The following is a 25,229-nucleotide window of genomic DNA, read 5'->3' on the forward strand; positions in this document are numbered from 1 at the left end:
GATGGCAGGTTTAAAACTTCAGGCAGTAACCAAAAGCTGGGATGGTAAAACCCAGGTGATTCAGCCGCTGACGCTCGACGTGGCGGACGGGGAATTTATCGTGATGGTCGGCCCGTCCGGCTGCGGCAAATCCACGTTGCTGCGCATGGTGGCGGGGCTGGAGCGCGTGACGTCCGGGGATATCTGGATTGACCGCCAGCGCGTTACCGAGATGGAGCCCAAAGATCGCGGCATCGCGATGGTGTTCCAGAACTACGCCCTCTATCCGCACATGAGCGTGGAGGATAACATGGCCTGGGGGCTGAAAATCCGCGGCATGGGCAAAGGCCATATCGAGGAGCGCGTGAAAGAAGCGGCGCGCATTCTTGAGCTGGACGGCCTGCTGAAGCGCCGCCCGCGCGAGCTCTCCGGCGGCCAGCGCCAGCGCGTGGCGATGGGGCGCGCCATCGTGCGCGACCCGGCGGTATTCCTGTTCGACGAACCGCTTTCTAACCTCGACGCCAAGCTGCGCGTGCAGATGCGTCTTGAGCTGAAGCAGCTGCACCGTCGTCTGAAAACCACCTCCCTGTACGTGACCCACGATCAGGTCGAAGCCATGACCCTCGCCCAGCGCGTAATGGTGATGAACAAAGGCATCGCCGAGCAGATTGGCACCCCGGTGGAGGTGTATGAGAAACCGGCTACCCGCTTTGTGGCGAGCTTTATCGGCAGCCCGGCAATGAACCTGCTGGAAGGACGGATCAGCAGCGCGGGCACCCACTTTGAACTGGAAAGCGGGATGGCATTGCCGATCAACTGGTACTATCGTGGCTACGCCGGGCGTAAGATGACGCTCGGTATCCGCCCGGAGCATATCGGTTTAACCTCTCAGGCGGACGGCGGCGTGCCGCTGGTGATGGACACGCTGGAGATGTTGGGTGCAGATAACCTGGCGCACGGGCGCTGGGGCGAGCAAAAAATGGTGGTGCGCCTGGCGCATCAGGAGCGCCCGAAGGCTGGCAGCACGCTGTGGCTGCACCTGCCGGAAAACCATCTGCACCTGTTTGACGGTGAAACAGGACAACGAGTATGAGCAACTGGCCTTATCCCCATGTCGTCGCCCACCGCGGCGGCGGTAAGCTGGCGCCGGAAAACACGCTGGCGGCGATTGACGTTGGCGCGCGCTACGGTCACACGATGATCGAGTTCGACGCCAAGCTGTCGAAAGACGGCGAAATTTTCCTGCTGCATGACGATAACCTCGAACGCACCAGCAACGGCTGGGGCGTGGCGGGGGAACTGCCGTGGCGCGATCTGCTGAAGGTAGATGCCGGAAGCTGGTACAGCGGCGAGTTCAAAGGCGAACCGCTGCCGCTGCTGGCGGAAGTGGCGGATCGCTGCCGCCAGCACGGCATGATGGCCAATATCGAAATCAAACCGACCACCGGCACCGGCTCGCTGACGGGCAAAGTCATTGCGCTGGCCGCGCGTGAGCTGTGGGAAGGGATGACGGCACCGCTGCTGTCGTCGTTTGAAATCGACGCGCTGGAAGCGGCACAGGCGGCCGTGCCGGAGCTGCCGCGCGGGCTGCTGCTGGACGAGTGGCGCGAGGACTGGCACGAGCTGACGACACGCTTAGCGTGCGTCTCTATCCATCTCAATCACAAGCTGCTGGATGAGGCGCGGGTGAAGATGTTGAAAGCGGCGGGTCTGCATATTCTGGTGTATACCGTTAACAAACCCCAGCGTGCAGCCGAACTGCTGCGCTGGGGCGTTGACAGCATTTGTACCGATGCGATTGACCGGATCGGCCCGAACTTTAGTTCTGCGGATTAAGCATACTGCCGTTCGACTGCTGCGGCAGCATATGCTGCTGGCCGCTGTTCAGGGTTGAACCCCCGCCTAACATCCCGCCGTTTTTATTCGGCAGCGGCTGCTCGCGCACCTGACCCTGCTGGACGCGCTGGGTGTTGGCGTTCATCTGGTTTTGCAGGCTCTGCTGCTGCATCTGGGTTTGCGTTTTCAACTGTTGATTAAGCATCCCTTTCTGCTGCTGTTGCTGGCTCATCATTTCCGTTTGCATCCGCTGCTGGCTGGGAATGACGTAACCCTGCTGGTTAGGGTTGTTCATCGTATTGAGTGGCTGTGCGAGCGCGGCAAAGGGAAGCAGTGCCGTAAGAATCATCAAGCGTTTCATTGTCATCTCCTCCTTTTGAGGTTTCTCTTAAGTTTACCCCGATTTCACCATGACGATGATTTTTTAGGAGTTGTGAACCAGGCTTAAGCGGGGAGTATGAACCCCATCACCTGGAGAACAATAATGATGAAACCAACGTTTTTGCGCTGGGTAGCGATCGCCGCGCTGATGGCAGGCGGCACATTTAGCGTGGCGGCCAACCCGCCCGCGGCGCCTCCTGTCTCCTACGGCGTGGAGGAAGACGTTTTCCATCCCGTGCGGGCGACGCATGGCATGGTGGCCTCGGTTGACGCGCTGGCAACCCAGGTGGGCGTCGATATTCTGAAGCAGGGCGGTAACGCGGTGGATGCGGCGGTTGCGGTCGGGTACGCGCTGGCGGTCACGCATCCGCAGGCGGGTAACCTCGGCGGCGGCGGGTTTATGATGCTGCGTACCAAAGACGGGAAAACCACCGCCATCGACTTCCGTGAGATGGCACCGAATCAGGCCTCCCGCGACATGTTCCTTGACGAGCAGGGCAACCCGGACAGCAAGAAATCCCTGACCTCGCACCTCGCCTCCGGCACGCCGGGCACCGTTGCGGGCTTCTCGCTGGCGCTGGAGAAATACGGCACGCTGCCGCTGAACAAAGTGGTGCAGCCTGCCATCAAGCTGGCGCGCGACGGTTTTGTGGTGAATGACGCGCTCGCGGACGATCTCAAAACCTACGGCAGTGAAGTCATTCCGAATCATGAAAACAGTAAGGCCATCTTCTGGAAAGACGGCGAGCCGCTGAAGAAGGGCGATAAGCTGGTGCAGAAGAACCTGGCGACCAGCCTGGAGCGGATTGCGGAACACGGCCCGGATGCCTTCTATATAGGCGCGATTGCTGACCAGATTGCCGATGAAATGCAAAAGAACGGTGGGCTAATCACGAAAGCGGATCTGGCGGAGTACAAAGCGGTGGAGCGCGAGCCGATTAGCGGCACCTATCGTGGCTACGAGGTCTTCTCCATGCCGCCGCCGTCGTCCGGCGGGATCCACATCGTGCAGATCCTCAATATTCTGGAAAACTTCGATATGCACAAGTTTGGCTTCGGCAGCGCGGACGCCATGCAGGTGATGGCGGAAGCGGAAAAACGCGCCTACGCCGACCGCTCGGAGTACCTCGGCGACCCGGACTTCGTGAAGGTACCGTGGCAGGCGCTGACCAACAAAGCCTATGCCAAATCCCTGGCTGACCAGATCGACATCAACAAGGCGAAGCCGTCGAGCGAGATCCGCCCCGGCAAGCTGGCGCCTTATGAAAGCAATCAGACCACCCACTTCTCGGTGGTGGATAAAGACGGCAATGCGGTGGCGGTGACCTATACGCTGAATACCACCTTTGGTACCGGGATTGTGGCGGGCAACAGCGGCATTCTGCTGAACAACGAGATGGATGACTTTTCCGCCAAGCCGGGCGTGCCGAACGTTTACGGGCTGGTAGGCGGTGATGCAAACGCCGTCGGGCCGAAAAAGCGTCCGCTCTCGTCCATGTCGCCCACCATAGTGGTGAAAGACGGAAAAACCTGGCTGGTAACCGGCAGCCCGGGCGGGAGTCGAATTATTACCACCGTGCTGCAGATGGTGGTGAACAGCATCGACTTTGGGATGAACGTCGCCGAAGCGACTAACGCCCCGCGTTTCCATCACCAGTGGCTGCCGGACGAGCTGCGCGTTGAGAAGGGCTTTAGCCCGGACACCATTAAGCTGCTTGAACAGCGCGGGCAAAAAGTGGCGGTGAAAGAGGCGATGGGCAGCACCCAGAGCATTATGGTCGGGCCGGACGGGGCGCTGTTTGGCGCATCGGACCCGCGTTCGGTGGATGATTTGACGGCGGGATATTGATGTATTGCCGGGTGGCGGCTTCGCCTTACCCGGCCTACGTGTTTCATTCCCTCTCCCACGGGGAGAGGGTTAGGGTGAGGGCAACAAACTACTTCATCCTCGCCATATAATACGCATCCACATACTCGCCGTTGCGCAGGGCAAATTTCCTGCCGGTGCCTTCGATTTCAAAACCAAACTTCCGGTACAGCGCCAGTGCAGCAGGGTTATCGGCAAAAACCGTTAACTCGATACGTTCGATGCGCATCCAGTTATCGCACAGGTTGATCATCTCGCGCATGAGCGCGCTCCCCACGCCGCGCCCCTGGGCGTGCGCCGCAACGCTGATACCAAAGGTTGCCACATGGCTGCGTCGCGGGCTGGCTTCTACCTGCAGTGCCAGGTCACCGACGATGTTTTCATCGATGCAGGCGACCAGACGTTTTTGGCCAGGTTTTGGGAGAAGCCGCTCTTGCCAGTGTTCAAGGGAAGGATGAGGTAGCTGTAGCGTGTCGTGATACACCCCGGGATGCATATAGTTCTGGCGTAAAGCTTCGGCATCTTTCGGTTCTGCGTGGCGTATCACTATCTCACTCATTCCTTGTTCCTCAATCAGTTAAATGTCCCTTCCAACATCAATGACTTTAAAATTTGAGTCAACCGCTATTTTTTGCAAAAAGAAGTGGACAAGTGCGAATGAGAATGATTATTATTGCTCTGCATTCAGGAAGACCGCTACGGGAACCTGAAAGCACGACATTGCTCACATTGCTTCCAGTATTACTTTAGCCAGCGTTTCGCTGGCTTTTTTTTGCTTATTATTTGGCAAGCTCGCACGCTTCAGGAGCGTCAGCGGTGCTGTCCTTGATCAGGCCAACGACGTTGTTCTTTTCGATAGCGGCAGGCAGCATCTCTGCAATACCGGAAAACATCCCCCCTTTTTTGACGGCCAGCGCCCGGTAGGAAAGCGTTCCCGTTACCTCACCGTTTTCGCAGATTTCAATGGCATCGCTGTGGCATTCGCCGATCACGGCCCCGTCAATAATCAGCTCGCGGCAGGTGATGTTTCCCTCAACCCGTCCCCCGCGCATGATTTTGATCAGACTCTGTTCAGAGGCAATATTGCCGATGAGCTCACCGTGCACATAGACGTGGCCCGTCGAAACGATATTGCCTTCAACGCGGACGTCGTTGGCAATCACCGTGGTGCCGTGCTTCTCGGTGGCGGTAGGTTCTTTTTCCATGACAGGAGCCGGGGGAAGGGCAGTTGGCACCTTGATTTCATTAATTTTATTCTTTTTAAACATAACATTACCCAGGTTGATAAGCAGGGGAAGCGTGAAAGCCAATAAAGAGAATGCTGCGAAGAGCCATGCGAGTTGACGGGCGGCGAAGCACCAGGCGGCAAGCGAAAGCAACCAGAAGAGAAGCGCACTGTTTAAGGCGAGATATTTCCTTTCCATAGAAATGGGCGCGACTCCATTCGCGAGCATAGATTTGACCTTCACCTTATCGGGGTTTTTAGCGGCAGGGTCAAGGCAAGTGCCGCCATTTTAGGATTCTTTTGGGCAAGTTTATCGCTATAGTGAAAACAGAAACCTGATCAAAAAGGACGGAACCATGACCCTGAACTGTGCGTTTATCGGCTTTGGTAAAAGCACCACCCGCTATCACCTACCCTATGTCCTCAACCGTAAAGACAGCTGGCACGTCGCCCATATCTACCGACGCAGTGCGAAGCCGGAAGAGCAGTCTTCACAGTATTCCCACATTCATTTCACCAGCGATCTGAACGAGGTGCTTCACGATCCGCAGGTGAATCTGATCATTGTCTGCACCCACGCCGACAGCCACTTCGACTACGCGAAGCGCGCGCTGGAAGCAGGCAAAAACGTGCTGGTGGAAAAGCCATTCACCCCGACCATCGCAGAAGCGAAGGAACTGTTTGCGCTGGCGAAAAGCAAAGGGCTGACCGTGACGCCGTATCAGAACCGCCGTTTTGACAGCTGCTTCCTGACGGCGAAAAAGGCGATTGAGAGCGGCAAGCTCGGCGACATTGTGGAAATTGAAAGCCACTTCGACTACTACCGTCCGGTCGCGGAAATCCAGCCCGGCCTGCCGCAGGACGGCTCGTTCTATGGTCTGGGCGTGCACACCATGGACCAGATCATCTCCCTGTTTGGTCGCCCGGACCACGTAGCGTACGACATCCGCAGCCTGCGCAACAAAGCCAACCCGGACGACACCTTCGAGGCGCAGCTGTTCTACGGCGACCTGAAGGCCATCGTTAAAACCAGCCATCTGGTGAAAATCGACTATCCGAAATTTATCGTTCACGGCACCCGAGGCTCGTTTATCAAGTACGGTATTGATCAGCAGGAGACCAGCCTGAAGGCCAATATCATGCCGGGCGAACCGGGCTTTGCGGCGGATAATTCCGTGGGCGTGCTGGAGTATGTGAAGGCAGATGGCACAACAGTAAAAGAAGAACTCAAGCCGGAACCAGGCGACTATGGCCGCGTTTACGATGCGCTGTATGAAACGCTCACCACGGGTACGCCGAATTACGTCAAGGAATCTGACGTTCTGACCAACCTGGAAATCCTTGAACGGGCCTTTGAGCAGGCTTCTCCTGCCACGGTAACCCTCGCAAAATAAGCAAAAACGGCTCCTCTGCGCTTGTTCATAATTTTTGAACAGAGGAGTCAATTTTCACCCTCTATGATCCCAGGCGGTTTGCGTCCACACTTACTTCATCGAAACGAACTGAGGGTGAAAAAAATGATCTACTTACGCAAAGCAAACGAACGTGGTCACGCGAATCATGGCTGGCTGGACTCATGGCATTCATTCTCGTTTGCCGACTACTACGACCCGAATTTCATGGGCTTCTCCGCACTGCGCGTGATTAACGACGACGTGATTGATGCAGGCCAGGGCTTCGGCACCCACCCGCACAAAGACATGGAAATCCTGACCTATGTGCTCGAAGGTGCCGTGGCGCACAAAGACAGCATGGGTAACGAAGAGCAGGTTCCGGCGGGTGAGTTCCAGATTATGAGTGCGGGCACCGGGGTGCGTCACTCTGAGTACAACCCGAGCAAAACGGAAAAACTGCACCTGTATCAAATCTGGATCATTCCAGAAGAGACCGGCATCGCACCGCGCTACGAGCAGCGCCGCTTCGACGCTAAACAGGGCAAACAGCTGGTGCTGTCCCCGGATGCGCGTGAAGGTTCCCTGAAAGTGCATCAGGATATGGAGCTGTACCGCTGGGCGCTGGCAAAAGACGAACAGTCCGTGCATCAGATTGCCGCCAACCGCCGCGTCTGGATCCAGGTGGTGAAAGGTGACGTGTCCATCAACGGCACCAAAGCCACAACCGCCGATGGTCTGGCCATCTGGGATGAGCAGGCGCTCTCCGTGCATGCCGACAGCGAAAGCGAAATCCTGCTGTTTGACCTGCCGCCGGTATAAATAATTTCTCAACCTTCCCTTTAAACGGGGAAGGTTGAGCTTTGTCCGTGATAAACTGAGAAAATCTCTCACTTCAAGATTTCTCAGGACGATGAAAAAGAAACGCCCCGTACTTCAGGATGTCGCCGATCGCGTCGGTGTGACCAAAATGACGGTCAGCCGTTTTTTACGTAACCCGGAACAGGTTTCCGTGGCGTTACGTGGCAAGATTGCCGCTGCCCTTGATGAACTGGGTTATATTCCCAACCGCGCACCCGATATTCTCTCCAATGCGACCAGCCGTGCGGTGGGCGTCCTGCTTCCTTCCTTGACCAACCAGGTTTTCGCCGAAGTATTACGTGGAATCGAAAGCGTGACCGATGCCTTTGGCTATCAGACCATGCTCGCGCACTACGGGTACAAGCCGGAACTGGAAGAGGAACGTCTTGAATCGATGCTTTCCTGGAACATCGACGGCCTGATTTTAACGGAACGTACCCACACTGCCCGCACGCTCAAAATGATTGAAGTGGCCGGTATCCCGGTGGTGGAACTGATGGACAGCCAGTCGCCTTGCCTCGATATCGCCGTTGGGTTCGATAACTTTGAAGCGGCGCGTCAGATGACGGCGGCGATCATTGCGCGCGGTCATCGCCACATTGCCTATCTGGGTGCACGCCTTGATGAACGTACTATCATCAAACAGAAGGGATACGAGCAGGCGATGCTCGACGCCGGTTTAACCCCGTACAGCGTGATGGTGGAGCAATCCTCGTCCTACACCTCGGGTATTGAACTGATGCGTCAGGCGCGACGCGAGTATCCGCAACTGGACGGTATTTTCTGTACCAACGATGACCTTGCGGTCGGCGCGGCGTTTGAGTGCCAGCGTCTGGGGCTGAAGATCCCTGACGATATGGCGATTGCCGGTTTCCACGGCCACGACATCGGCCAGGTGATGGAGCCGCGTCTGGCGAGCGTCCTGACCCCGCGTGAACGTATGGGCCGCATTGGCGCAGAACGCCTGCTGGCGCGCATTCGTGGTGAGGCAGTTACCCCTAAAATGTTAGATTTAGGTTTCACCTTGTCACCGGGTGGATCTATTTAATCCGACAAATTTGAAGTAGCTCACACTTATTCACTTCGCGCACGTTTGGATATTGCTTCTCTTTTGCCCCGGCAGGACAATGTTACCGATAACTGTTACCCGTAACAATTGACTGAGGGACACCCTTTGAGCACGACTAATCACGATCACCACGTTTACGTCCTGATGGGCGTGTCCGGTAGCGGTAAATCTGCCGTGGCGAGCGAAGTGGCGCATCAACTTCAGGCTGCGTTTCTTGATGGCGACTTCCTCCATCCGCGCAGCAACATCATGAAAATGGCCTCCGGAGAGCCGCTGAACGACGACGACCGCAAACCGTGGCTGCAGGCGCTGAACGATGCCGCCTTTGCGATGCAGCGTACTAACAAAGTCTCCCTGATCGTCTGCTCCGCGCTGAAAAAAACCTACCGCGACCTGCTGCGCGACGGTAACCCGAACCTCTCCTTCATCTATCTGAAGGGCGATTTCGAGGTGATTGAAAGCCGTCTGAAGGCGCGTAAAGGTCACTTCTTCAAAACCCAGATGCTGGTCACGCAGTTCGAAGCGCTGCAGGAGCCGGGTGCGGATGAGCAGGACGTCTTAGTGGTTGATATCGATCAGTCACTGGAAGGTGTTGTCGCCAGCACCATCGAGGTCATTAATAAAAGGCAGTAAGTTTTGAGTACATTAACGCTTGTTTTGACAGCGGTGGGTTCCGTATTACTGCTGCTGTTTCTCGTGATGAAGGCGCGTATGCATGCCTTCGTTGCTTTGATGGTGGTTTCTATTGGTGCAGGTCTCTTTTCCGGTATGCCGCTCGACAAGATCGCCGCGACGATGGAAAAAGGGATGGGTGGCACGCTGGGCTTCCTGGCGATTGTGGTCGCGCTCGGCGCGATGTTTGGCAAGATTTTGCACGAGACGGGCGCGGTCGATCAGATTGCCGTCAAGATGCTGAAATCCTTCGGCCACAGCCGCGCGCACTACGCGATTGGTCTGGCTGGCCTGATTTGCGCGCTGCCGCTGTTTTTCGAAGTGGCGGTCGTGCTGCTGATTAGCGTCGCGTTCTCGATGGCACGCCATACCGGTACGAACCTCGTGAAGTTGGTCATTCCGCTGTTTGCGGGCGTGGCGGCGGCCGCGGCGTTCCTGCTGCCGGGGCCTGCGCCGATGCTGCTGGCCTCCCAGATGCACGCTGACTTCGGCTGGATGATCCTCATTGGCCTCTGCGCCGCGATCCCGGGGATGATTATCGCCGGCCCGCTGTGGGGTAACTTCATCAGCCGCTACGTTGAGCTGCACATTCCTGATGACATCACCGAGCCGCACCTGGGCGAAGGCAAAATGCCTTCCTTCGGCTTCAGCCTGTCGCTGATCCTGCTCCCGTTGGTGCTGGTGGGTCTGAAAACCATCGCCGCGCGCTTTGTGCCGGTCGGTTCCAGCGCTTACGAGTGGTTTGAGTTCATCGGCCACCCGTTCACGGCGATTCTGGTGGCGTGTCTGGTGGCGATTTACGGCCTGGCAATGCGTCAGGGGATGCCGAAAGACCGCGTGATGGAGATTTGCGGTGCCGCGCTGCAGCCGGCGGGTATCATCCTGCTGGTGATCGGTGCCGGTGGCGTGTTCAAGCAGGTGCTGGTGGATTCCGGCGTGGGCCCGGCTCTGGGTGAAGCGCTGACCGGAATGGGCCTGCCGATTGCGGTCACCTGCTTCGTGCTGGCGGCGGCGGTGCGTATCATCCAGGGTTCCGCAACCGTGGCATGCTTAACGGCGGTCGGTCTGGTGATGCCGGTGATTGAACAGCTGAACTACTCCGGTGCGCAGATGGCGGCGCTGTCTATCTGTATCGCGGGCGGTTCGATTGTGGTATCCCACGTGAACGACGCAGGCTTCTGGCTGTTCGGTAAATTTACCGGTGCCACCGAAGCGCAAACCCTGAAAACCTGGACGCTGATGGAAACCATCCTCGGCACGACGGGTGCGATTGTCGGGATGATTGCGTTTACGTTGTTGAGCTAACTCCGGTTTTCTCCCTCTCCCAGTGGGAGAGGGTCGGGGTGAGGGCAACAGGCCGCAGAGGCCGTATGTTAGTCGGGTGGCGGCTTCGCCTTACCCGACCTACAAAAAAATCAGGTCCCGTAGGCCGGGTAAGCGTAAGCGCCACCCGGCTTTTTTACATCCTCACCCTTTCATCCACGCCCGTATCCCGTCCAGGAACATCTGTGTCGCCATCATCACCAGAATCAGCCCCATCAGGCGCTCTAGGGCGTTCACCCCTTTCTCCCCCAGCAGGCGCAGGAACAGCGACGACTGCAGCAGGATGATAAATGTCCCGCCCCAGGCAATCAGCAGGGCAATCACCAGGTGGCTCATCTGATTCGGGTACTGGTGCGACAACAGCATCAGCGTCGCCAGAATCGTTGGCCCGGCAACCAGCGGGATCGCCAGCGGCACGATGAACGGCTCTTCACCCGCAGGCAGGCCGCTGCTGCTGCCTTCCGCACTCGGGAAAATCATTTTGATGGCAATCAGGAACAGAATAATCCCGCCGGAAATGGAGACCGTTTCGGCGCGCAGGTTCAGGAAAGCGAGAATTTTTTCCCCGGCAAACAGGAAGATAAACATCACCAGCAGGGCGATGAGCAGCTCGCGGATCATGATCGCCCGACGGCGCTTCGGCTCGGTGTGCTTTAACACCGACATGAAGATCGGCAGGTTTCCCAGTGGATCCATTATGAGGATCAATAAAACCGCCGCGGAAATGATTTCACTCATGTAAATTATCCCTGAAAATCTCTATGGTTATTATGATAATTAGCTGTATTTCTGATTGCCGGGCAATCATCGATTAATTTCGCTTGCGACTTTGGCTGCATTTTGTAATGTGAAGCATATCCCAGTTCAATACTGGCTTGCACAATCAGCACACACCCTCAGCAGGAAAAAAATGCTATGAAAAACGTTGGTTTTATCGGCTGGCGCGGTATGGTCGGCTCTGTACTCATGCAACGCATGGTTGAAGAGCGCGATTTCGACGCTATCCGCCCGGTCTTCTTCTCCACTTCCCAGCTCGGCCAGGCTGCTCCGTCCTTTGGTGGTACCACAGGCACGTTGCAGGATGCTTACGATCTGGAAGCGCTGAAGGCACTCGACATTATTGTGACGTGCCAGGGCGGCGATTATACCAACGAAATCTATCCAAAGCTGCGTGAAAGCGGCTGGCAGGGCTACTGGATTGACGCGGCCTCTTCGCTGCGCATGAAGGACGATGCCATCATCATTCTCGACCCGGTTAACCAGGGCGTGATCACCGACGGCCTGAACAACGGCGTGAAAACCTTTGTTGGCGGTAACTGTACTGTCAGCCTGATGCTGATGTCCCTCGGCGGCCTGTTCGCGCAGGATCTGGTGGAGTGGGTCTCCGTGGCGACCTACCAGGCCGCGTCCGGCGGCGGCGCGCGTCACATGCGCGAGCTGCTGACCCAGATGGGCCAGCTGCACCAGAGCGTCGCGACCGAGCTGGCAAACCCGGCGTCCGCGATTCTTGATATCGAGCGTAAGGTCACTCAGCTGACCCGCAGCGGCGAGATGCCCGTGGACAACTTCGGCGTACCGCTGGCCGGTGGTCTGATCCCGTGGATCGACAAACAGCTGGATAACGGCCAGACCCGAGAAGAGTGGAAGGGCCAGGCTGAGACCAACAAAATCCTCGCGACCGCGAACACCATTCCGGTTGACGGTCTGTGCGTGCGTATCGGCGCGCTGCGCTGCCACAGCCAGGCTTTCACTATTAAACTGAAAAAAGATGTGTCTATTCCGACCGTGGAAGAGCTGCTGGCCGCACACAACCCGTGGGCGAAAGTGGTGCCAAACGATCGCGATATCACCATGCGCGAACTGACCCCGGCAGCCGTCACCGGCACGCTGACCACGCCGGTTGGCCGTCTGCGCAAGCTGAACATGGGGCCGGAGTACCTTTCCGCGTTCACCGTCGGCGACCAGCTCCTGTGGGGTGCCGCCGAACCGCTGCGCCGCATGCTGCGCCAGCTGGCGTAATAATTTGTTAAATACCGGGGGTGATTTTCACCCCTTTTTTTTGCGTACTACATGGAGTAACACGCGGATGTCTTATTTTTTATCAGGAGTCATTTAGAGCGTTGGCTATGCTTTAAGGAAGAGTCATTTCTTACCTGAGGTTCGAACGGAGCAGAAAGGATGCACATATTTGTGCTGTCCCGTTCAGGTCACATTAAAAGTCGTCCCGGAGCGCGTAAAAAGGACGACATAAAAAACAGGATGAATACCATGTCCGATCGTGTGGATAGAGACGTGATTAATGCGCTTATTGCGGGTCATTTTGCTGACCCCTTTTCTGTGCTTGGGATGCACCGAACGGAGGCTGGACTGGAAGTTCGGGCGCTGTTGCCGGATGCCACAGAAGTTTGGGTGATAGAACCCAAAACCGGCCGCAAGGTCGGTAATCTGGAATGCCTCGATTCTCGTGGCTTCTTCTCGGGCGTGATGCCCCGTCGTAAAAACCCTTTTCGCTATCAGCTTGCCGTCATCTGGCACGGTCAGCAGAACCTGATTGACGACCCTTACAGCTTCGGCCCGCTCCTGAAAGAGATGGACGCCTGGCTGTTGTCCGAAGGGACTCACCTGCGGCCCTATGAAACGCTGGGCGCGCATGCCGATACCATGGACGGGATCACCGGCACACGTTTTTCCGTGTGGGCACCGAATGCCCGGCGGGTTTCCGTAGTCGGGCAGTTCAACTACTGGGATGGCCGTCGTCATCCGATGCGCCTGCGCCGTGAAACCGGCATCTGGGAGCTGTTTATCCCTGGCGCGCAAAACGGCCAGCTCTATAAGTTCGAGATGATCGATGCCAACGGCAAGCTGCGCATTAAAGCTGACCCGTATGCCTTTGAAGCGCAGATGCGCCCGGATACCGCGTCGCTGATTTGTGGGCTGCCGGAGAAGATCGTCCAGACGGAAGAACGCAAGCAGGCCAACCGCTTCGACGCGCCAATCTCCGTCTATGAGGTGCATCTCGGCTCCTGGCGTCGCCACACCGATAATAACTTCTGGCTCAGCTATCGTGAATTGGCCGATCAGCTGGTGCCGTACGCCAAATGGATGGGCTTTACTCACCTTGAGCTGCTGCCGATTAACGAACACCCGTTTGACGGAAGCTGGGGCTACCAGCCTACAGGGCTGTATGCGCCAACGCGCCGCTTCGGCACGCGCGATGATTTCCGCTATTTCATCAATGCCGCGCATGCCGCCGGGCTGAACGTGATCCTCGACTGGGTGCCCGGCCACTTCCCGTCCGATGATTTCAGTTTGTCGGAATTTGACGGCACGAAGCTGTACGAGCACAGCGACCCGCGCGAAGGCTATCACCAGGACTGGAACACGCTGATCTATAACTACGGTCGCCGTGAAGTGACAAACTTCCTGGTGGGCAACGCGCTGTACTGGATCGAGCGCTTCGGTATTGATGCCCTGCGCGTCGATGCGGTGGCGTCGATGATCTACCGCGACTACAGCCGTAAAGAGGGGGAGTGGATCCCGAACGAGTATGGCGGCCGTGAAAATCTGGAAGCCATTGAATTCCTGCGCAACACCAACCGCATTCTCGGCGAGCAGGTGGAAGGCGCGGTGACGATGGCGGAAGAGTCCACCGACTTCCCCGGCGTCTCTCGCCCTCCGTCAATGGGGGGGCTGGGCTTCTGGTACAAGTGGAACCTGGGCTGGATGCACGACACGCTCGACTACATGAAGCTCGACCCGGTTCACCGTCAGTATCACCACGACAAGCTCACGTTCGGGCTGCTCTACAACTACACCGAAAACTTCATGCTGCCGCTGTCGCATGATGAAGTGGTGCACGGCAAAAAATCCATTCTTGACCGCATGCCGGGCGACGCGTGGCAGAAGTTTGCCAACCTGCGCGCTTACTACGGCTGGATGTTCGCTTTCCCGGGCAAGAAACTGCTGTTTATGGGCAATGAATTCGCGCAGGGCCGCGAGTGGAACCACGATTCCAGCCTCGACTGGCACCTGCTGGAAGGCGGTGACAACTGGCACCACGGCGTACAGCGTCTGGTGCGTGACCTGAACCTGACCTATCGCCACCACAAAGCGCTGCACGAGCTGGATTTTGACCCGTACGGCTTCGAGTGGCTGGTGGTGGACGATCGTGAACGGTCGGTATTTGTCTTTGTGCGCCGCGATAAAGCGGGCAATGAAATTATCGTTGCCAGCAATTTCACGCCGGTGCCGCGCGAACATTACCGCTTCGGCATTAACCAGGCAGGGAAATGGCGCGAAATACTGAACACCGATTCTATGCATTATCACGGCAGCAACGCGGGTAACGGCGGGCTGGTACAGAGCGACGCACTCGAAAGCCACGGGCGACCAAACTCCCTGAGCCTGACGCTGCCGCCGCTTAGCACCATCTGGCTGGTGCGGGAGGGGGAATGACGCAGCTAACGGCAGGTAATCCCGAACCGCTCGGGGCGCGCTTTGACGGGAAGGGGGTGAACTTCACGCTCTTTTCTGCGCACGCGGAGCGGGTAGAACTCTGTGTGTTTGACGGGGAAGGTAACGAGCACCGTTACGATTTACCGTCCCGCACGGGGGATATCTGGCACGGTTACCTGTCCGGCGGGCGTCCGGGAATGCACTACGGTTTTCGCGTTCACGGCGCATGGGAACCTTCACAGGGACACTGGTTTAACCCGGCGAAGCTGTTGATTGACCCGTGTGCGCACCGTGTGGACGGCGAGTTTAAAGACGACCCGATATTCCACGTCGGCTACGGTGAACCCGACCACCGCGACAGTGCGCCGCTCGCGCCAAAAAGCGTGGTGGTGAACGACCTCTACGACTGGGAAGACGATGCCCCGCCGCGCACGCCGTGGGGCAATACCGTCATTTACGAAGCGCATGTGAAAGGGCTGACGTATCTGCACCCGTCGATTCCCAAAGAGATGCGCGGGACCTATAAAGCGCTCGGGCATCCGACCATGGTTGCCTACCTGAAGCACTTAGGGATCACCGCGCTGGAGCTGCTGCCCGTGGCGCATTTCGCCAGCGAGCCGCGGTTACAGCGCCTTGGGCTGAGCAACTACTGGGGTTACAACCCGCTGGCGATGTTCGCCCTTGAACCCCGCTATGCCGCCCATCCTGAAAAAGCCCGGGACGAGTTCCGCGATGCGGTGAAGGCACTCCACGCGGCGGGCATTGAGGTCATTCTGGATGTGGTGCTCAACCACAGTGCCGAAAGCGATCTCGATGGCCCGACGCTCTCGCAGCGCGGAATTGATAACCGTAGCTATTATTGGATCAGGGAAGATGGCGATTATGAGAACTGGACCGGCTGCGGTAACACGCTCAATCTCAGCCATCCGGCGGTGACGCATTATGCGTATGAGTGCCTGAAATATTGGGTGGAAACCTTCCATGTCGACGGTTTTCGTTTCGACCTGGCCCCCGTCATGGGGCGCACGCCGGCGTTCAGCCAGCAGGCACCGCTGTTTGAGGCAATCAAAAATTGCCCGGTGTTGTCGCAGGTGAAGCTGATTGCCGAGCCGTGGGACATTGGTGAGGGCGGCTATCAGGTGGGAAATTTCCCGCCGCTGTTTGCCGAGTGGAACGATCACTACCGCGATGCCATCCGCCGCTTCTGGCTGGCGCGCGATCTGTCGTTGGGGGAATTCGCAGGACGTTTTGCCGGTTCCAGCGATCTCTTTAAGCGCGACGGCAAACGTCCGTCGGCCACCATCAACCTGGTAACGGCGCACGACGGTTTCACGCTTCGCGACTGCGTTTGTTTCAATCAGAAACACAATGAGGCAAACGGTGAGGAGAATCGCGATGGGACTAACAATAACCATAGCTTTAACCATGGTATAGAAGGGTTAGGCGGAAGTCTGGACGTGATCGAGCGGCGACGCGCCAGCGTTCACGCGCTGCTCACGACGCTTTTGCTGTCGCAGGGCACGCCGATGCTGCTGGCGGGCGACGAGCATGGCCACAGCCAGCACGGCAACAACAACGCCTATTGCCAGGATAACACCTTAACCTGGCTCGACTGGGGAGAAGCAAACAGCGGGTTGAACCATTTCACCGCGGCGCTGATCCACCTTCGCCAGCAAATCCCGGCGCTTACCGCCGACAGCTGGTGGGAAGAGGGCGACGGCAACGTTCGCTGGCTGAATAAAGACGCGCAACCGCTGAGCGCGCAAGAGTGGCAACACGGCATAACCTGTCTGCAAATCCTGCTCTCGGATACGTGGCTGGTCACGCTGAACGCGACGGATGACGTCGCAGAGATTGTTTTACCTGACGGGGAGTGGCGAGCCGTTCCCCCCTTTGCCGGAGCGGATAATCCGGTTGTTATGGCTGTCTGGCACGGGCCTGCGCACGGAGTGTGCGTATTCCAAAGATGATAAAAAAGGAGTTAGTCATGGTTAGATTAGAGAAGAACGATCCGTTAATGTTGGCGCGCCAGCTACCATTAAAAACTGTTGCCCTGATACTCGCGGGCGGGCGTGGAACCCGTCTGAAAGATTTGACCATCAAGCGCGCCAAACCGGCCGTTCACTTTGGTGGTAAGTTCCGTATTATCGACTTTGCGCTCTCCAACTGCCTCAACTCTGGCATTCGCCGCATTGGCGTCATTACTCAGTATCAGTCGCACACGCTGGTGCAGCATATCCAGCGCGGCTGGTCGTTCTTTAGCGAAGAGATGAACGAGTTTGTCGATCTGCTCCCGGCGCAGCAGCGCGTTCACGGGGAAAACTGGTATCGCGGCACGGCGGATGCGGTGACCCAGAACCTCGACATTATTCGCCGCTACAGCGCGGAATATATCGTCATCCTCGCGGGTGACCACATCTACAAGCAAGACTACTCGCACATGCTCATCGACCACGTCGAAAAAGGGGCGCGCTGCACCGTGGCGTGTCTGCCGGTGCCCGTTGCTGAGGCGACGGCGTTTGGTGTGATGCACGTGGATGCCGACGACAAGATTATAGACTTTGTTGAAAAACCGGCGAACCCGCCGACCATGCCGGGAGATGACACCAAATCGCTCGCCAGCATGGGGATCTATATCTTTGATGCAGAATACCTTTATGAGCTGCTGGAAGAAGACGACAAAGACGAAAACTCCAGCCACGACTTCGGTAAAGACATCATCCCGAAAATCACCAAAGCTGGCATGGCGTATGCACATCCTTTCCCGCTGTCCTGCGTGCAGTCAGACCCGAATGCGGAACCTTACTGGCGCGACGTCGGTACGCTGGAAGCCTACTGGAAAGCGAACCTCGACCTGGCGTCTGTTACGCCTGAACTGGATATGTACGACCAGAACTGGCCGATTCGCACCCACATGGAATCGCTGCCGCCCGCGAAGTTCGTGCAGGACCGCTCCGGCAGCCACGGCATGACGCTGAACTCGCTGGTTTCCGGCGGGTGCATTATCTCCGGCTCCGTGGTGGTGCAGTCCGTGCTGTTCCCCCGCGTGCGTGTGAATTCATTCTGTAATATCGACTCGGCAGTCCTGCTGCCGGATGTCTGGGTAGGGCGCTCGTGTCGTCTTCGCCGTTGCGTGATCGACCGTGCCTGCGTCATCCCTGAAGGGATGGTGATTGGTGAAAACGCGGAAGAAGATGCGCGTCGCTTCTACCGTTCTGAAGAGGGGATCGTGTTAGTCACACGGGAAATGTTGCGGAAGCTGCAAATCAAACAGGAGCGATGATGCAGGTTTTACACGTATGTTCTGAGATGTTCCCGTTGCTGAAGACGGGCGGGCTGGCGGACGTTCTTGGCGCATTACCGGCGGCGCAGATCGCCGGTGGGGTGGATACCCGAGTCCTGTTGCCCGCCTTCCCGGATATCCGGCGTGGTATTCCTGATGCAAAGGTCGTTACCCGCCGTGAAACCTTCGCCGGACGCATCACCCTGCTATTTGGACATTACAATGGCGTAGGGATTTACCTGATCGACGCGCCTCACCTGTACGACCGACCGGGTAGTCCGTATCACGATACGAACCTGTTCGCCTATACCGACAACGTGCTGCGCTTTGCGCTGCTCGGCTGGGTGGGGGCGGAGATGGCCGTCGGGCTGGATCCGTTCTGGCGACCGGATGTTGTACACGCGCATGACTGGCATGCGGGCCTGGCGCCTGCGTATCTGGCGGCGAAAGGTCATCCGGCCAAATCGGTCTTTACGGTGCACAACCTGGCGTATCAGGGCATGTACTATGCCCATCATATGAATGACATCGATCTGCCATGGTCGTTCTATAACATGCACGGTCTGGAGTTTAACGGGCAGATCTCGTTCCTGAAGGCGGGGCTGTACTACGCCGATCACATCACGGCGGTGAGTCCAACCTACGCGCGTGAAATCACCCAGCCCGAGTTTGGCTACGGTCTGGAAGGGCTGTTACAACAGCGCCACCGTGAAGGCCGTCTGTCGGGCATTCTGAACGGCGTGGATGAAAAGATCTGGAGTCCGGATACCGATCTCCTTTTGGCTGCGCGCTATGGCCGCGATTCGGTGGAAGACAAAGCCGAAAACAAACGCCAGCTGCAAATTGCGATGGGGCTGAAGGTGAACGACAAAGTGCCGCTGTTCGCCGTGGTCAGCCGCCTGACCAGCCAGAAAGGGCTGGATTTGGTGCTCGAAGCGCTGCCGGGACTACTGGAGCAGGGCGGCCAGCTGGCGCTGCTCGGCGCGGGCGATCCGGTGCTGCAGGAAGGTTTTCTTGCCGCCGCCGCAGAACATCCGGGGCAGGTGGGCGTGCAGATTGGTTATCACGAAGCATTTTCGCACCGCATTATGGGTGGGGCAGACGTCATTCTGGTGCCGAGCCGCTTTGAACCCTGCGGCCTGACGCAGCTTTACGGCCTGAAATACGGCACCCTGCCGCTGGTACGCCGCACGGGCGGGCTGGCGGATACGGTGTCCGACAGCTCTCTGGAAAACCTGGCGGACGGTATCGCCAGCGGCTTTGTTTTTGAGGACAGTAATGCCTGGTCGCTGCTTCGCGCGATTCGGCGTGCGTTCGTCTTGTGGTCCCGTCCATCGCTGTGGCGTTACGTACAACGTCAGGCGATGTCCATGGACTTTAGCTGGCACGTTGCGGCGCAGTCCTACCGCGACCTTTATCAACGCTTGATGTAACGAGGCGAAGTTACTGATATGAACGCTCCATTTAGCTACTCTTCACCCACGCTCAGCGTTGAGGCGTTAAAGCACTCCATCGCCTACAAGCTGATGTTCACCATCGGGAAAGATCCGGTTATCGCCAACAAACACGAGTGGCTGAACGCCACCCTGTTTGCGGTGCGTGACCGTTTAGTCGAACGCTGGCTGCGCTCCAACCGCGCCCAGCTCTCGCAGGAAACGCGTCAGGTTTATTACCTGTCGATGGAATTTTTGATTGGCCGCACCCTCTCCAACGCGCTGCTGTCGCTCGGTATTTATGACGACGTCAAAACCGCGCTGGAAGAGATGGGGCTGGATTTAGAAGAGCTGATCGACGAAGAGAACGACCCCGGCCTCGGAAACGGTGGTCTGGGACGTCTTGCCGCCTGCTTCCTTGACTCGCTGGCAACGCTGGCGCTGCCGGGCCGCGGGTACGGCATCCGCTACGACTACGGCATGTTCAAGCAGAACATCGTTGATGGCCGCCAGAAAGAGTCCCCGGATTACTGGCTGGAATACGGTAACCCGTGGGAGTTCAAGCGTCACAACACGCGCTATAAAGTGCGCTTTGGCGGGCGTATTCAGCAGGAAGGCAAAAAATCCCGCTGGGTCGAAACCGAAGAGATCCTCGCCGTAGCCTATGACCAGATCATCCCCGGCTACGACACCGACGCCACCAACACGCTGCGCCTGTGGAATGCCCAGGCCAGTAGCGAGATCAACCTCGGTAAATTTAACCAGGGCGACTACTTTGCGGCAGTGGAAGATAAAAACCACTCCGAGAACGTGTCCCGCGTACTGTATCCGGACGATTCGACCTACTCGGGCCGCGAGCTGCGCCTGCGTCAGGAGTATTTCCTCGTCTCCTCGACGATTCAGGACATCCTCAGCCGCCACCATCAGCTGCACAAAACCTACGCCAATCTGGCGGAGAAAACGGCGATTCACCTCAACGACACGCATCCGGTGCTCTCCATTCCGGAACTGATGCGCCTGCTGATCGACGAACATAAGTTCAGCTGGGATGACGCCTTTGAAGTGACCTGTCAGGTGTTCTCGTACACCAACCACACGCTGATGAGCGAAGCGCTGGAAACCTGGCCGGTGGATATGCTCGGCAAAATTCTGCCGCGCCACCTGCAGATTATCTTTGAAATTAACGACTACTTCCTCAAGACCCTGCAGGAGCAGTACCCGAACGATACCGGCCTGCTGAGCCGTGCGTCGATCATCGATGAATCCAATGGTCGCCGCGTGCGCATGGCCTGGCTGGCGGTGGTGATCAGCCACAAGGTCAACGGGGTGTCGGAGCTGCACTCGAACCTGATGGTGCAGTCGCTGTTTGCGGATTTTGCGAAGATTTTCCCGACGCGTTTCTGCAACGTGACCAATGGCGTTACGCCGCGCCGCTGGCTGGCGCTGGCGAACCCGCCGCTGTCTGACGTGCTGGACGAGAATATCGGCCGCACCTGGCGCACCGATTTGAGCCAGCTGAGCGAACTGGAACAGCACATTGATTTCCCGACGGTGAATAAAGCCGTGCGTGAAGCCAAGCTCCTCAACAAAAAGCGTCTGGCGGTCTGGCTGGCGATGCATCTGAACGTGGTGGCGAACCCGAAAGCGCTGTTCGACGTGCAGATCAAGCGTATTCACGAGTACAAACGTCAGCTGATGAATGTGCTGCATGTGATCACGCACTACAACCGTATCAAGGCCGACCCTACGGCTGACTGGGTGCCGCGCGTGAAGATCTTTGCCGGTAAGGCGGCTTCCGCCTATTACATGGCGAAGCACATCATTCACCTGATTAACGACGTGGCGAAGGTGGTGAATACCGATCCGGACATCGGCGACAAGCTGAAGGTGGTATTCATCCCTAACTACAGCGTGAGCCTGGCGCAGCTGATCATCCCGGCGGCGGATCTCTCAGAGCAGATTTCCACGGCGGGGACGGAAGCGTCCGGCACCAGTAACATGAAGTTTGCCCTGAACGGCGCGCTGACCATCGGCACGCTGGACGGCGCGAACGTCGAGATGCTGGAGCATGTGGGGGAAGAGAATATCTTTATTTTCGGCAATACCACGGAGGAGGTGGAGGAACTGCGCAGGCAGGGCTACAAACCGCGTGAGTATTATGAAGAGGATGAAGAGCTCCGTCAGGTGCTGACCCAAATCGCGACCGGGCTGTTTAATCCTGAAGAGCCCGGACGCTACCGGGACCTGGTGGATTCGCTGATTAACTTTGGCGATCACTATCAGGTGCTGGCGGATTATCGCAGCTACGTGGATTGTCAGGACCGGGTGGACGAGCTGTATCGTCAGCAGGAGAAGTGGACCATCACCGCGATGCATAACATCGCCAATATGGGGTATTTCTCGTCTGACAGGACCATCAAGGAGTATGCCGAGACGATCTGGCATATTGATCCGGTGCGGTTATAAAAGCAAAACGGCAACCCGGTTGCCGTTTTTAGTAGAGTAGGCCGGGTAAGGCGGAGCCGCCACCCGGCTTTTTACATCAGGACGCGAGGGACAATTCACGCTTTCCCGCATGCTGTTGCAGCCACTGCGCCACGCGAGACTGCTGCTCGGCGTTGAGCCACATCCCCTCTTTGGTACGACGCCAGATGGCATCATCCAGACGGCGAACCCACTCGTGCTCCACCAGGTAACGCAGCTCGGCTTCATACAGCTCATGACCGAAATGCTCGCCCAGATCGGCTAGCGCTTTCGCGTCACCCAGGAATAGCTCGGTGTTGCTGCCGTAGGTGCGGGCATAGTGGCGCGCCATGCCTTCGGTGATAAACGGGAAACGACGGCGCAGCTTCGCGGCGTAATCATCGCGGTTATCGCCGATATCACCGCCAGGCAGGACCGCGCCTTTGGTCCATGCCGGGCCAATGCCTTTATAGTACGGTGCCAGTTTTTCCAGCGCGTGCTCGGCCAGCTTGCGGTAGGTGGTCAACTTGCCGCCAAACACCGACAGCAGCGGCGCCTGGCCGTCTACGTCGTGAATATCGAGCGTATAGTCGCGGGTGATGGCCTGCGGTGAGTCAGACTCGTCATCGCACAGCGGACGCACGCCGGAGTAGGTCCAGACCACGTCATTGCGCGCCAGCTGCTTCTTAAAGTGCGCGTTATACACTTTCAGCAGGTAGTTCACTTCGCTTTCGTCGATCTCGACGTTTTTCGGATCGCCTTTGTACTCCACGTCGGTGGTGCCGATGATCGAGAACTCGTCCATCCACGGGATGACAAACACGATGCGTTTATCTTCGTTCTGCAGAATGTAGGCCTGCTTCTGGGTATGCACGCGCGGCACCACAATGTGGCTGCCTTTGATCAGGCGGATGCCGTACGGAGAAGGCAGGTGCATGCCGTCATCGAAGAACTGCTTCACCCACGGGCCGGTGGCGTTCACCAGACCGCGCGCTTTCCAGCTGAACTTCTCGCCGGTATCCACGTCTTCCGCTTCCACAATCCACAGACCGTTTTCACGACGCGCGGCGGTGGCGCGGGTACGGGTTTTCACCTCGCCGCCTTTTTTCTCTACCATCTGCGCATTCGCCAGCACCAGACGCGCATCGTCCACCCAGCAGTCGGAATATTCGAAACCGCGCACGATTTCAGGCTTAAGGACCGATTCTGAGCCAAAACGCAAACCGTTCGAACCCGGCAGGCTGGTGCGCTTACCCAGATGATCGTACATAAACAGACCAATTCGGATCATCCACGCCGGACGCAGATGCGGGCGATGGGGCAGACGGAAGCGCATCGGAATAGCCAGATGCGGGGCCATTTTCAGCAGCACTTCGCGTTCGGCCAGTGCTTCACTGACCAGGCGGAATTCGTAGTGTTCCAGGTAGCGCAGGCCACCGTGGATCAGTTTGGAGCTGGCGGACGAGGTCGCGCAGGCGAGATCGTTAGCTTCCAGCATCAGCACGGATAAACCGCGTCCTGCGGCATCGACCGCAATACCGGCACCGTTGATGCCACCGCCTATCACAATCAGATCTTTGGTTTCCATAACACCCTCACGCACTTTCGTTAAAGCTCAGAAATGTTCGATATCGCTCATAATAGCAAAGGAACGCGCTTTTGGTAACATCAAAAAAACAATTTAGAGTGATATGGATAACATAATGGCGTTTACCCGCCGCCAGGACGTACACTACGGGGTAAAATCTTGTCGTTGACCACAGTAAAGAGAACACCATGGATCAGTTTGAATGTATTAACGTAGAAGAAGCCCACCAGAAGATGCACCAGGGAAAAGCGGTGCTGGTGGACATCCGCGATCCGCAAAGCTTTGCGATGGGCCACACGCCGGGCGCGTTCCATCTCACCAACGACACGCTGGGCGCGTTTATGCGCGATAACGACTTCGAGACGCCGGTAATGGTCATGTGCTACCACGGCAACAGCAGCAAAGGCGCGGCGCAGTATCTGCTTCAGCAGGGTTACGACGCGGTGTACAGCGTCGACGGCGGCTTCGATGCATGGCATCGTCATTTCCCGGCAGAAGTGGAATACGCTTTTGAGCGCTGATCCCGCTATACTGTCCCCTTTTGTGTGGAAATAAGCGACCGTCGCCCATGTTGATGATTACCTCCTTTACCAACCCGCGCGTCGCCCAGGCGTTTGTCGACTATATGGCGACGCAGGGCGTTATCCTGACCATTCAGCAACATAACCAGACCGACGTTTGGCTGGCCGACGAAAGCCAGGCCGCGCGCGTAAATGAAGAACTGGCGCGTTTCCTTGAGAACCCTGGCGATCCGCGCTATCTGGCGGCAAGCTGGCAATCCGGCCACACCGGCAGCGGGTTGCACTACAGTCGTTTTCCCTTCCTTGCCACCATCCGCGAACGCGCAGGGCCGTTTACGCTGCTGCTGATGGCGGCCTGCATTATCGTCTTCATTATCATGAACGTGGTGGGCGACCAGAGCGTAATGATTGCCCTGGCGTGGCCGTACGATCCGTCGCTGCAGTTTGACGTCTGGCGCTACTTTACCCACGCGCTGATGCACTTCTCGGTGATGCACATCCTCTTTAACCTGCTGTGGTGGTGGTATCTCGGCGGTATCGTGGAGAAGCGGCTCGGCAGCGGCAAGCTGATCGTTATCACCATTATTAGCGCCCTGCTGAGCGGCTATGTGCAGCATAAATTCAGCGGCCCGTGGTTTGGCGGATTGTCAGGCGTGGTGTACGCCCTGATGGGCTATGCCTGGCTCAGAGGTGAACGCGACCCTGAAAGCGGCATCTATCTGCAACGCGGTTTGATAACCTTTGCGTTAATATGGCTAATTGCCGGATGGTTTGATCTGTTTGGTATGTCTATCGCCAACGGTGCGCACGTCACCGGGCTGGCCGTGGGGCTGGCGATGGCCTTCGCCGACACGCTCCATGCGCGAAAACGAACATAATTTT

21 protein-coding genes are annotated in these 25,229 nt (G+C 57.4%); 16 read left to right on the forward strand and 5 right to left on the reverse strand.

The features are described 5' to 3' along the window. Position 1: 1 nt before the first annotated feature. Together AC2T6E_RS20345 and ugpQ are read left to right on the forward strand one after the other, a co-directional pair. Positions 2–1,072, forward strand: a complete 1,071-nt coding sequence (locus AC2T6E_RS20345; RefSeq protein ID WP_486693039.1) for a sn-glycerol-3-phosphate import ATP-binding protein UgpC — start codon at positions 2–4, stop codon at positions 1,070–1,072. Then, the gene (ugpQ, locus tag AC2T6E_RS20350) at positions 1,069–1,815 is read left to right on the forward strand and encodes a glycerophosphodiester phosphodiesterase (RefSeq protein WP_486693041.1); all 747 of its coding nucleotides are present in this window, start codon (positions 1,069–1,071) and stop codon (positions 1,813–1,815) included. The genes AC2T6E_RS20345 and ugpQ overlap by 4 nt, the downstream gene beginning before the upstream one ends. Here the strand turns inward: ugpQ and AC2T6E_RS20355 are convergent. Beyond that, entirely contained in the window at positions 1,799–2,176 is a 378-nt protein-coding gene (locus tag AC2T6E_RS20355; protein WP_481977888.1) for a DUF2756 family protein, read from the reverse strand. The genes ugpQ and AC2T6E_RS20355 overlap by 17 nt on opposite strands. A 123-nt stretch (positions 2,177–2,299) precedes the next feature. On the opposite strand from AC2T6E_RS20355, the gene ggt reads away from it, so the two are divergent. Continuing rightward, positions 2,300–4,045 (forward strand): gamma-glutamyltransferase, encoded by a 1,746-nt coding sequence (ggt, locus tag AC2T6E_RS20360; RefSeq protein ID WP_486693044.1) that lies wholly within the window; start codon positions 2,300–2,302, stop codon positions 4,043–4,045. 88 nt (positions 4,046–4,133) lie between these two features. Here ggt and yhhY read toward each other — a convergent pair whose 3' ends face one another. Together yhhY and AC2T6E_RS20370 are read right to left on the reverse strand one after the other, a co-directional pair. Further along, positions 4,134–4,622 carry an N-acetyltransferase gene (gene yhhY / locus AC2T6E_RS20365; protein WP_253179435.1) on the reverse strand — a complete coding sequence of 163 codons (489 nt, stop codon included), beginning with the start codon at positions 4,620–4,622 and terminating at the stop codon, positions 4,134–4,136. 220 nt (positions 4,623–4,842) lie between these two features. Further along, positions 4,843–5,487 (reverse strand): bactofilin family protein, encoded by a 645-nt coding sequence (locus AC2T6E_RS20370; RefSeq protein WP_126545946.1) that lies wholly within the window; start codon positions 5,485–5,487, stop codon positions 4,843–4,845. A 157-nt stretch (positions 5,488–5,644) separates the two neighbouring features. Between AC2T6E_RS20370 and AC2T6E_RS20375 the strand changes: the two genes are divergently transcribed. From AC2T6E_RS20375 to gntU, 5 genes are all read left to right on the forward strand, one after another. Beyond that, the gene (locus AC2T6E_RS20375) at positions 5,645–6,682 is read left to right on the forward strand and encodes an oxidoreductase (RefSeq protein ID WP_486693047.1); all 1,038 of its coding nucleotides are present in this window, start codon (positions 5,645–5,647) and stop codon (positions 6,680–6,682) included. Positions 6,683–6,805: 123 nt separating this feature from the next. Beyond that, on the forward strand, positions 6,806–7,501 hold the full coding sequence (locus AC2T6E_RS20380; RefSeq protein ID WP_010436464.1) for a pirin family protein: 696 nt from the start codon (positions 6,806–6,808) through the stop codon (positions 7,499–7,501). Between the two features lie 91 nt (positions 7,502–7,592). Further along, positions 7,593–8,588, forward strand: a complete 996-nt coding sequence (gene gntR / locus AC2T6E_RS20385; RefSeq protein ID WP_089598541.1) for a gluconate operon transcriptional repressor GntR — start codon at positions 7,593–7,595, stop codon at positions 8,586–8,588. Between the two features lie 126 nt (positions 8,589–8,714). Continuing rightward, positions 8,715–9,242, forward strand: a complete 528-nt coding sequence (gntK, locus tag AC2T6E_RS20390) for a gluconokinase (protein ID WP_010436461.1) — start codon at positions 8,715–8,717, stop codon at positions 9,240–9,242. Positions 9,243–9,245: 3 nt separating this feature from the next. After that, the gene (gene gntU, locus AC2T6E_RS20395; RefSeq protein WP_010436459.1) at positions 9,246–10,586 is read left to right on the forward strand and encodes a gluconate transporter; all 1,341 of its coding nucleotides are present in this window, start codon (positions 9,246–9,248) and stop codon (positions 10,584–10,586) included. Between the two features lie 162 nt (positions 10,587–10,748). Here the strand turns inward: gntU and yhgN are convergent, their stop codons facing one another. Continuing rightward, on the reverse strand, positions 10,749–11,342 hold the full coding sequence (gene yhgN / locus AC2T6E_RS20400) for an NAAT family transporter YhgN (protein WP_003861574.1): 594 nt from the start codon (positions 11,340–11,342) through the stop codon (positions 10,749–10,751). 177 nt (positions 11,343–11,519) lie between these two features. On the opposite strand from yhgN, the gene asd reads away from it, so the two are divergent. From asd to glgP, 6 genes are all read left to right on the forward strand, one after another. Next, complete coding sequence (asd, locus tag AC2T6E_RS20405; protein WP_486693051.1) at positions 11,520–12,623, forward strand: aspartate-semialdehyde dehydrogenase; 1,104 nt, start codon at positions 11,520–11,522, stop codon at positions 12,621–12,623. A gap of 249 nt (positions 12,624–12,872) precedes the next feature. Beyond that, complete coding sequence (gene glgB / locus AC2T6E_RS20410) at positions 12,873–15,059, forward strand: 1,4-alpha-glucan branching enzyme (protein ID WP_481977886.1); 2,187 nt, start codon at positions 12,873–12,875, stop codon at positions 15,057–15,059. Beyond that, entirely contained in the window at positions 15,056–17,029 is a 1,974-nt protein-coding gene (glgX, locus tag AC2T6E_RS20415) for a glycogen debranching protein GlgX (protein WP_486693054.1), read from the forward strand. The genes glgB and glgX overlap by 4 nt, the downstream gene beginning before the upstream one ends. A 17-nt stretch (positions 17,030–17,046) precedes the next feature. Beyond that, a complete protein-coding gene (glgC, locus tag AC2T6E_RS20420; RefSeq protein ID WP_042718928.1) occupies positions 17,047–18,342 on the forward strand; it encodes a glucose-1-phosphate adenylyltransferase in 1,296 nt (431 codons plus the stop codon). Continuing rightward, positions 18,342–19,775 (forward strand): glycogen synthase GlgA, encoded by a 1,434-nt coding sequence (glgA, locus tag AC2T6E_RS20425; RefSeq protein WP_089598546.1) that lies wholly within the window; start codon positions 18,342–18,344, stop codon positions 19,773–19,775. Before glgC ends, glgA begins: the two co-directional genes overlap by 1 nt. Before the next feature lie 18 nt (positions 19,776–19,793). After that, entirely contained in the window at positions 19,794–22,241 is a 2,448-nt protein-coding gene (gene glgP / locus AC2T6E_RS20430; protein ID WP_089598547.1) for a glycogen phosphorylase, read from the forward strand. A gap of 76 nt (positions 22,242–22,317) precedes the next feature. Here the strand turns inward: glgP and glpD are convergent, their stop codons facing one another. Further along, entirely contained in the window at positions 22,318–23,826 is a 1,509-nt protein-coding gene (gene glpD / locus AC2T6E_RS20435; protein ID WP_108417706.1) for a glycerol-3-phosphate dehydrogenase, read from the reverse strand. Positions 23,827–24,014: 188 nt separating this feature from the next. On the opposite strand from glpD, the gene glpE reads away from it, so the two are divergent. Both glpE and glpG read left to right on the forward strand, forming a co-directional pair. Continuing rightward, positions 24,015–24,347, forward strand: a complete 333-nt coding sequence (gene glpE / locus AC2T6E_RS20440) for a thiosulfate sulfurtransferase GlpE (protein WP_006177908.1) — start codon at positions 24,015–24,017, stop codon at positions 24,345–24,347. A gap of 47 nt (positions 24,348–24,394) precedes the next feature. Next, positions 24,395–25,225: a rhomboid family intramembrane serine protease GlpG gene (gene glpG / locus AC2T6E_RS20445; protein WP_325828775.1), complete on the forward strand. Its 831-nt coding sequence runs from the start codon at positions 24,395–24,397 to the stop codon at positions 25,223–25,225. Positions 25,226–25,229 lie beyond the last annotated feature (4 nt).

Source organism: Enterobacter sp. B79-1 (genome assembly GCF_057444735.1).

Coding starts and splice junctions, on each gene's coding strand:
- glgC (WP_042718928.1), top strand. CDS start 17,047: ATGGTTAGATTAGAGAAGAACGATCCGTTAATGTTGGCGCGCCAGCTA.
- glpG (WP_325828775.1), top strand. CDS start 24,395: ATGTTGATGATTACCTCCTTTACCAACCCGCGCGTCGCCCAGGCGTTT.
- AC2T6E_RS20370 (WP_126545946.1), bottom strand. CDS start 5,487: ATGGAAAGGAAATATCTCGCCTTAAACAGTGCGCTTCTCTTCTGGTTG.
- yhgN (WP_003861574.1), bottom strand. CDS start 11,342: ATGAGTGAAATCATTTCCGCGGCGGTTTTATTGATCCTCATAATGGAT.
- glgA (WP_089598546.1), top strand. CDS start 18,342: ATGCAGGTTTTACACGTATGTTCTGAGATGTTCCCGTTGCTGAAGACG.
- glgB (WP_481977886.1), top strand. CDS start 12,873: ATGTCCGATCGTGTGGATAGAGACGTGATTAATGCGCTTATTGCGGGT.
- glgP (WP_089598547.1), top strand. CDS start 19,794: ATGAACGCTCCATTTAGCTACTCTTCACCCACGCTCAGCGTTGAGGCG.
- yhhY (WP_253179435.1), bottom strand. CDS start 4,622: ATGAGTGAGATAGTGATACGCCACGCAGAACCGAAAGATGCCGAAGCT.
- glpD (WP_108417706.1), bottom strand. CDS start 23,826: ATGGAAACCAAAGATCTGATTGTGATAGGCGGTGGCATCAACGGTGCC.
- AC2T6E_RS20380 (WP_010436464.1), top strand. CDS start 6,806: ATGATCTACTTACGCAAAGCAAACGAACGTGGTCACGCGAATCATGGC.
- AC2T6E_RS20345 (WP_486693039.1), top strand. CDS start 2: ATGGCAGGTTTAAAACTTCAGGCAGTAACCAAAAGCTGGGATGGTAAA.
- AC2T6E_RS20355 (WP_481977888.1), bottom strand. CDS start 2,176: ATGAAACGCTTGATGATTCTTACGGCACTGCTTCCCTTTGCCGCGCTC.
- ugpQ (WP_486693041.1), top strand. CDS start 1,069: ATGAGCAACTGGCCTTATCCCCATGTCGTCGCCCACCGCGGCGGCGGT.
- asd (WP_486693051.1), top strand. CDS start 11,520: ATGAAAAACGTTGGTTTTATCGGCTGGCGCGGTATGGTCGGCTCTGTA.
- ggt (WP_486693044.1), top strand. CDS start 2,300: ATGATGAAACCAACGTTTTTGCGCTGGGTAGCGATCGCCGCGCTGATG.
- gntR (WP_089598541.1), top strand. CDS start 7,593: ATGAAAAAGAAACGCCCCGTACTTCAGGATGTCGCCGATCGCGTCGGT.
- glpE (WP_006177908.1), top strand. CDS start 24,015: ATGGATCAGTTTGAATGTATTAACGTAGAAGAAGCCCACCAGAAGATG.
- glgX (WP_486693054.1), top strand. CDS start 15,056: ATGACGCAGCTAACGGCAGGTAATCCCGAACCGCTCGGGGCGCGCTTT.
- AC2T6E_RS20375 (WP_486693047.1), top strand. CDS start 5,645: ATGACCCTGAACTGTGCGTTTATCGGCTTTGGTAAAAGCACCACCCGC.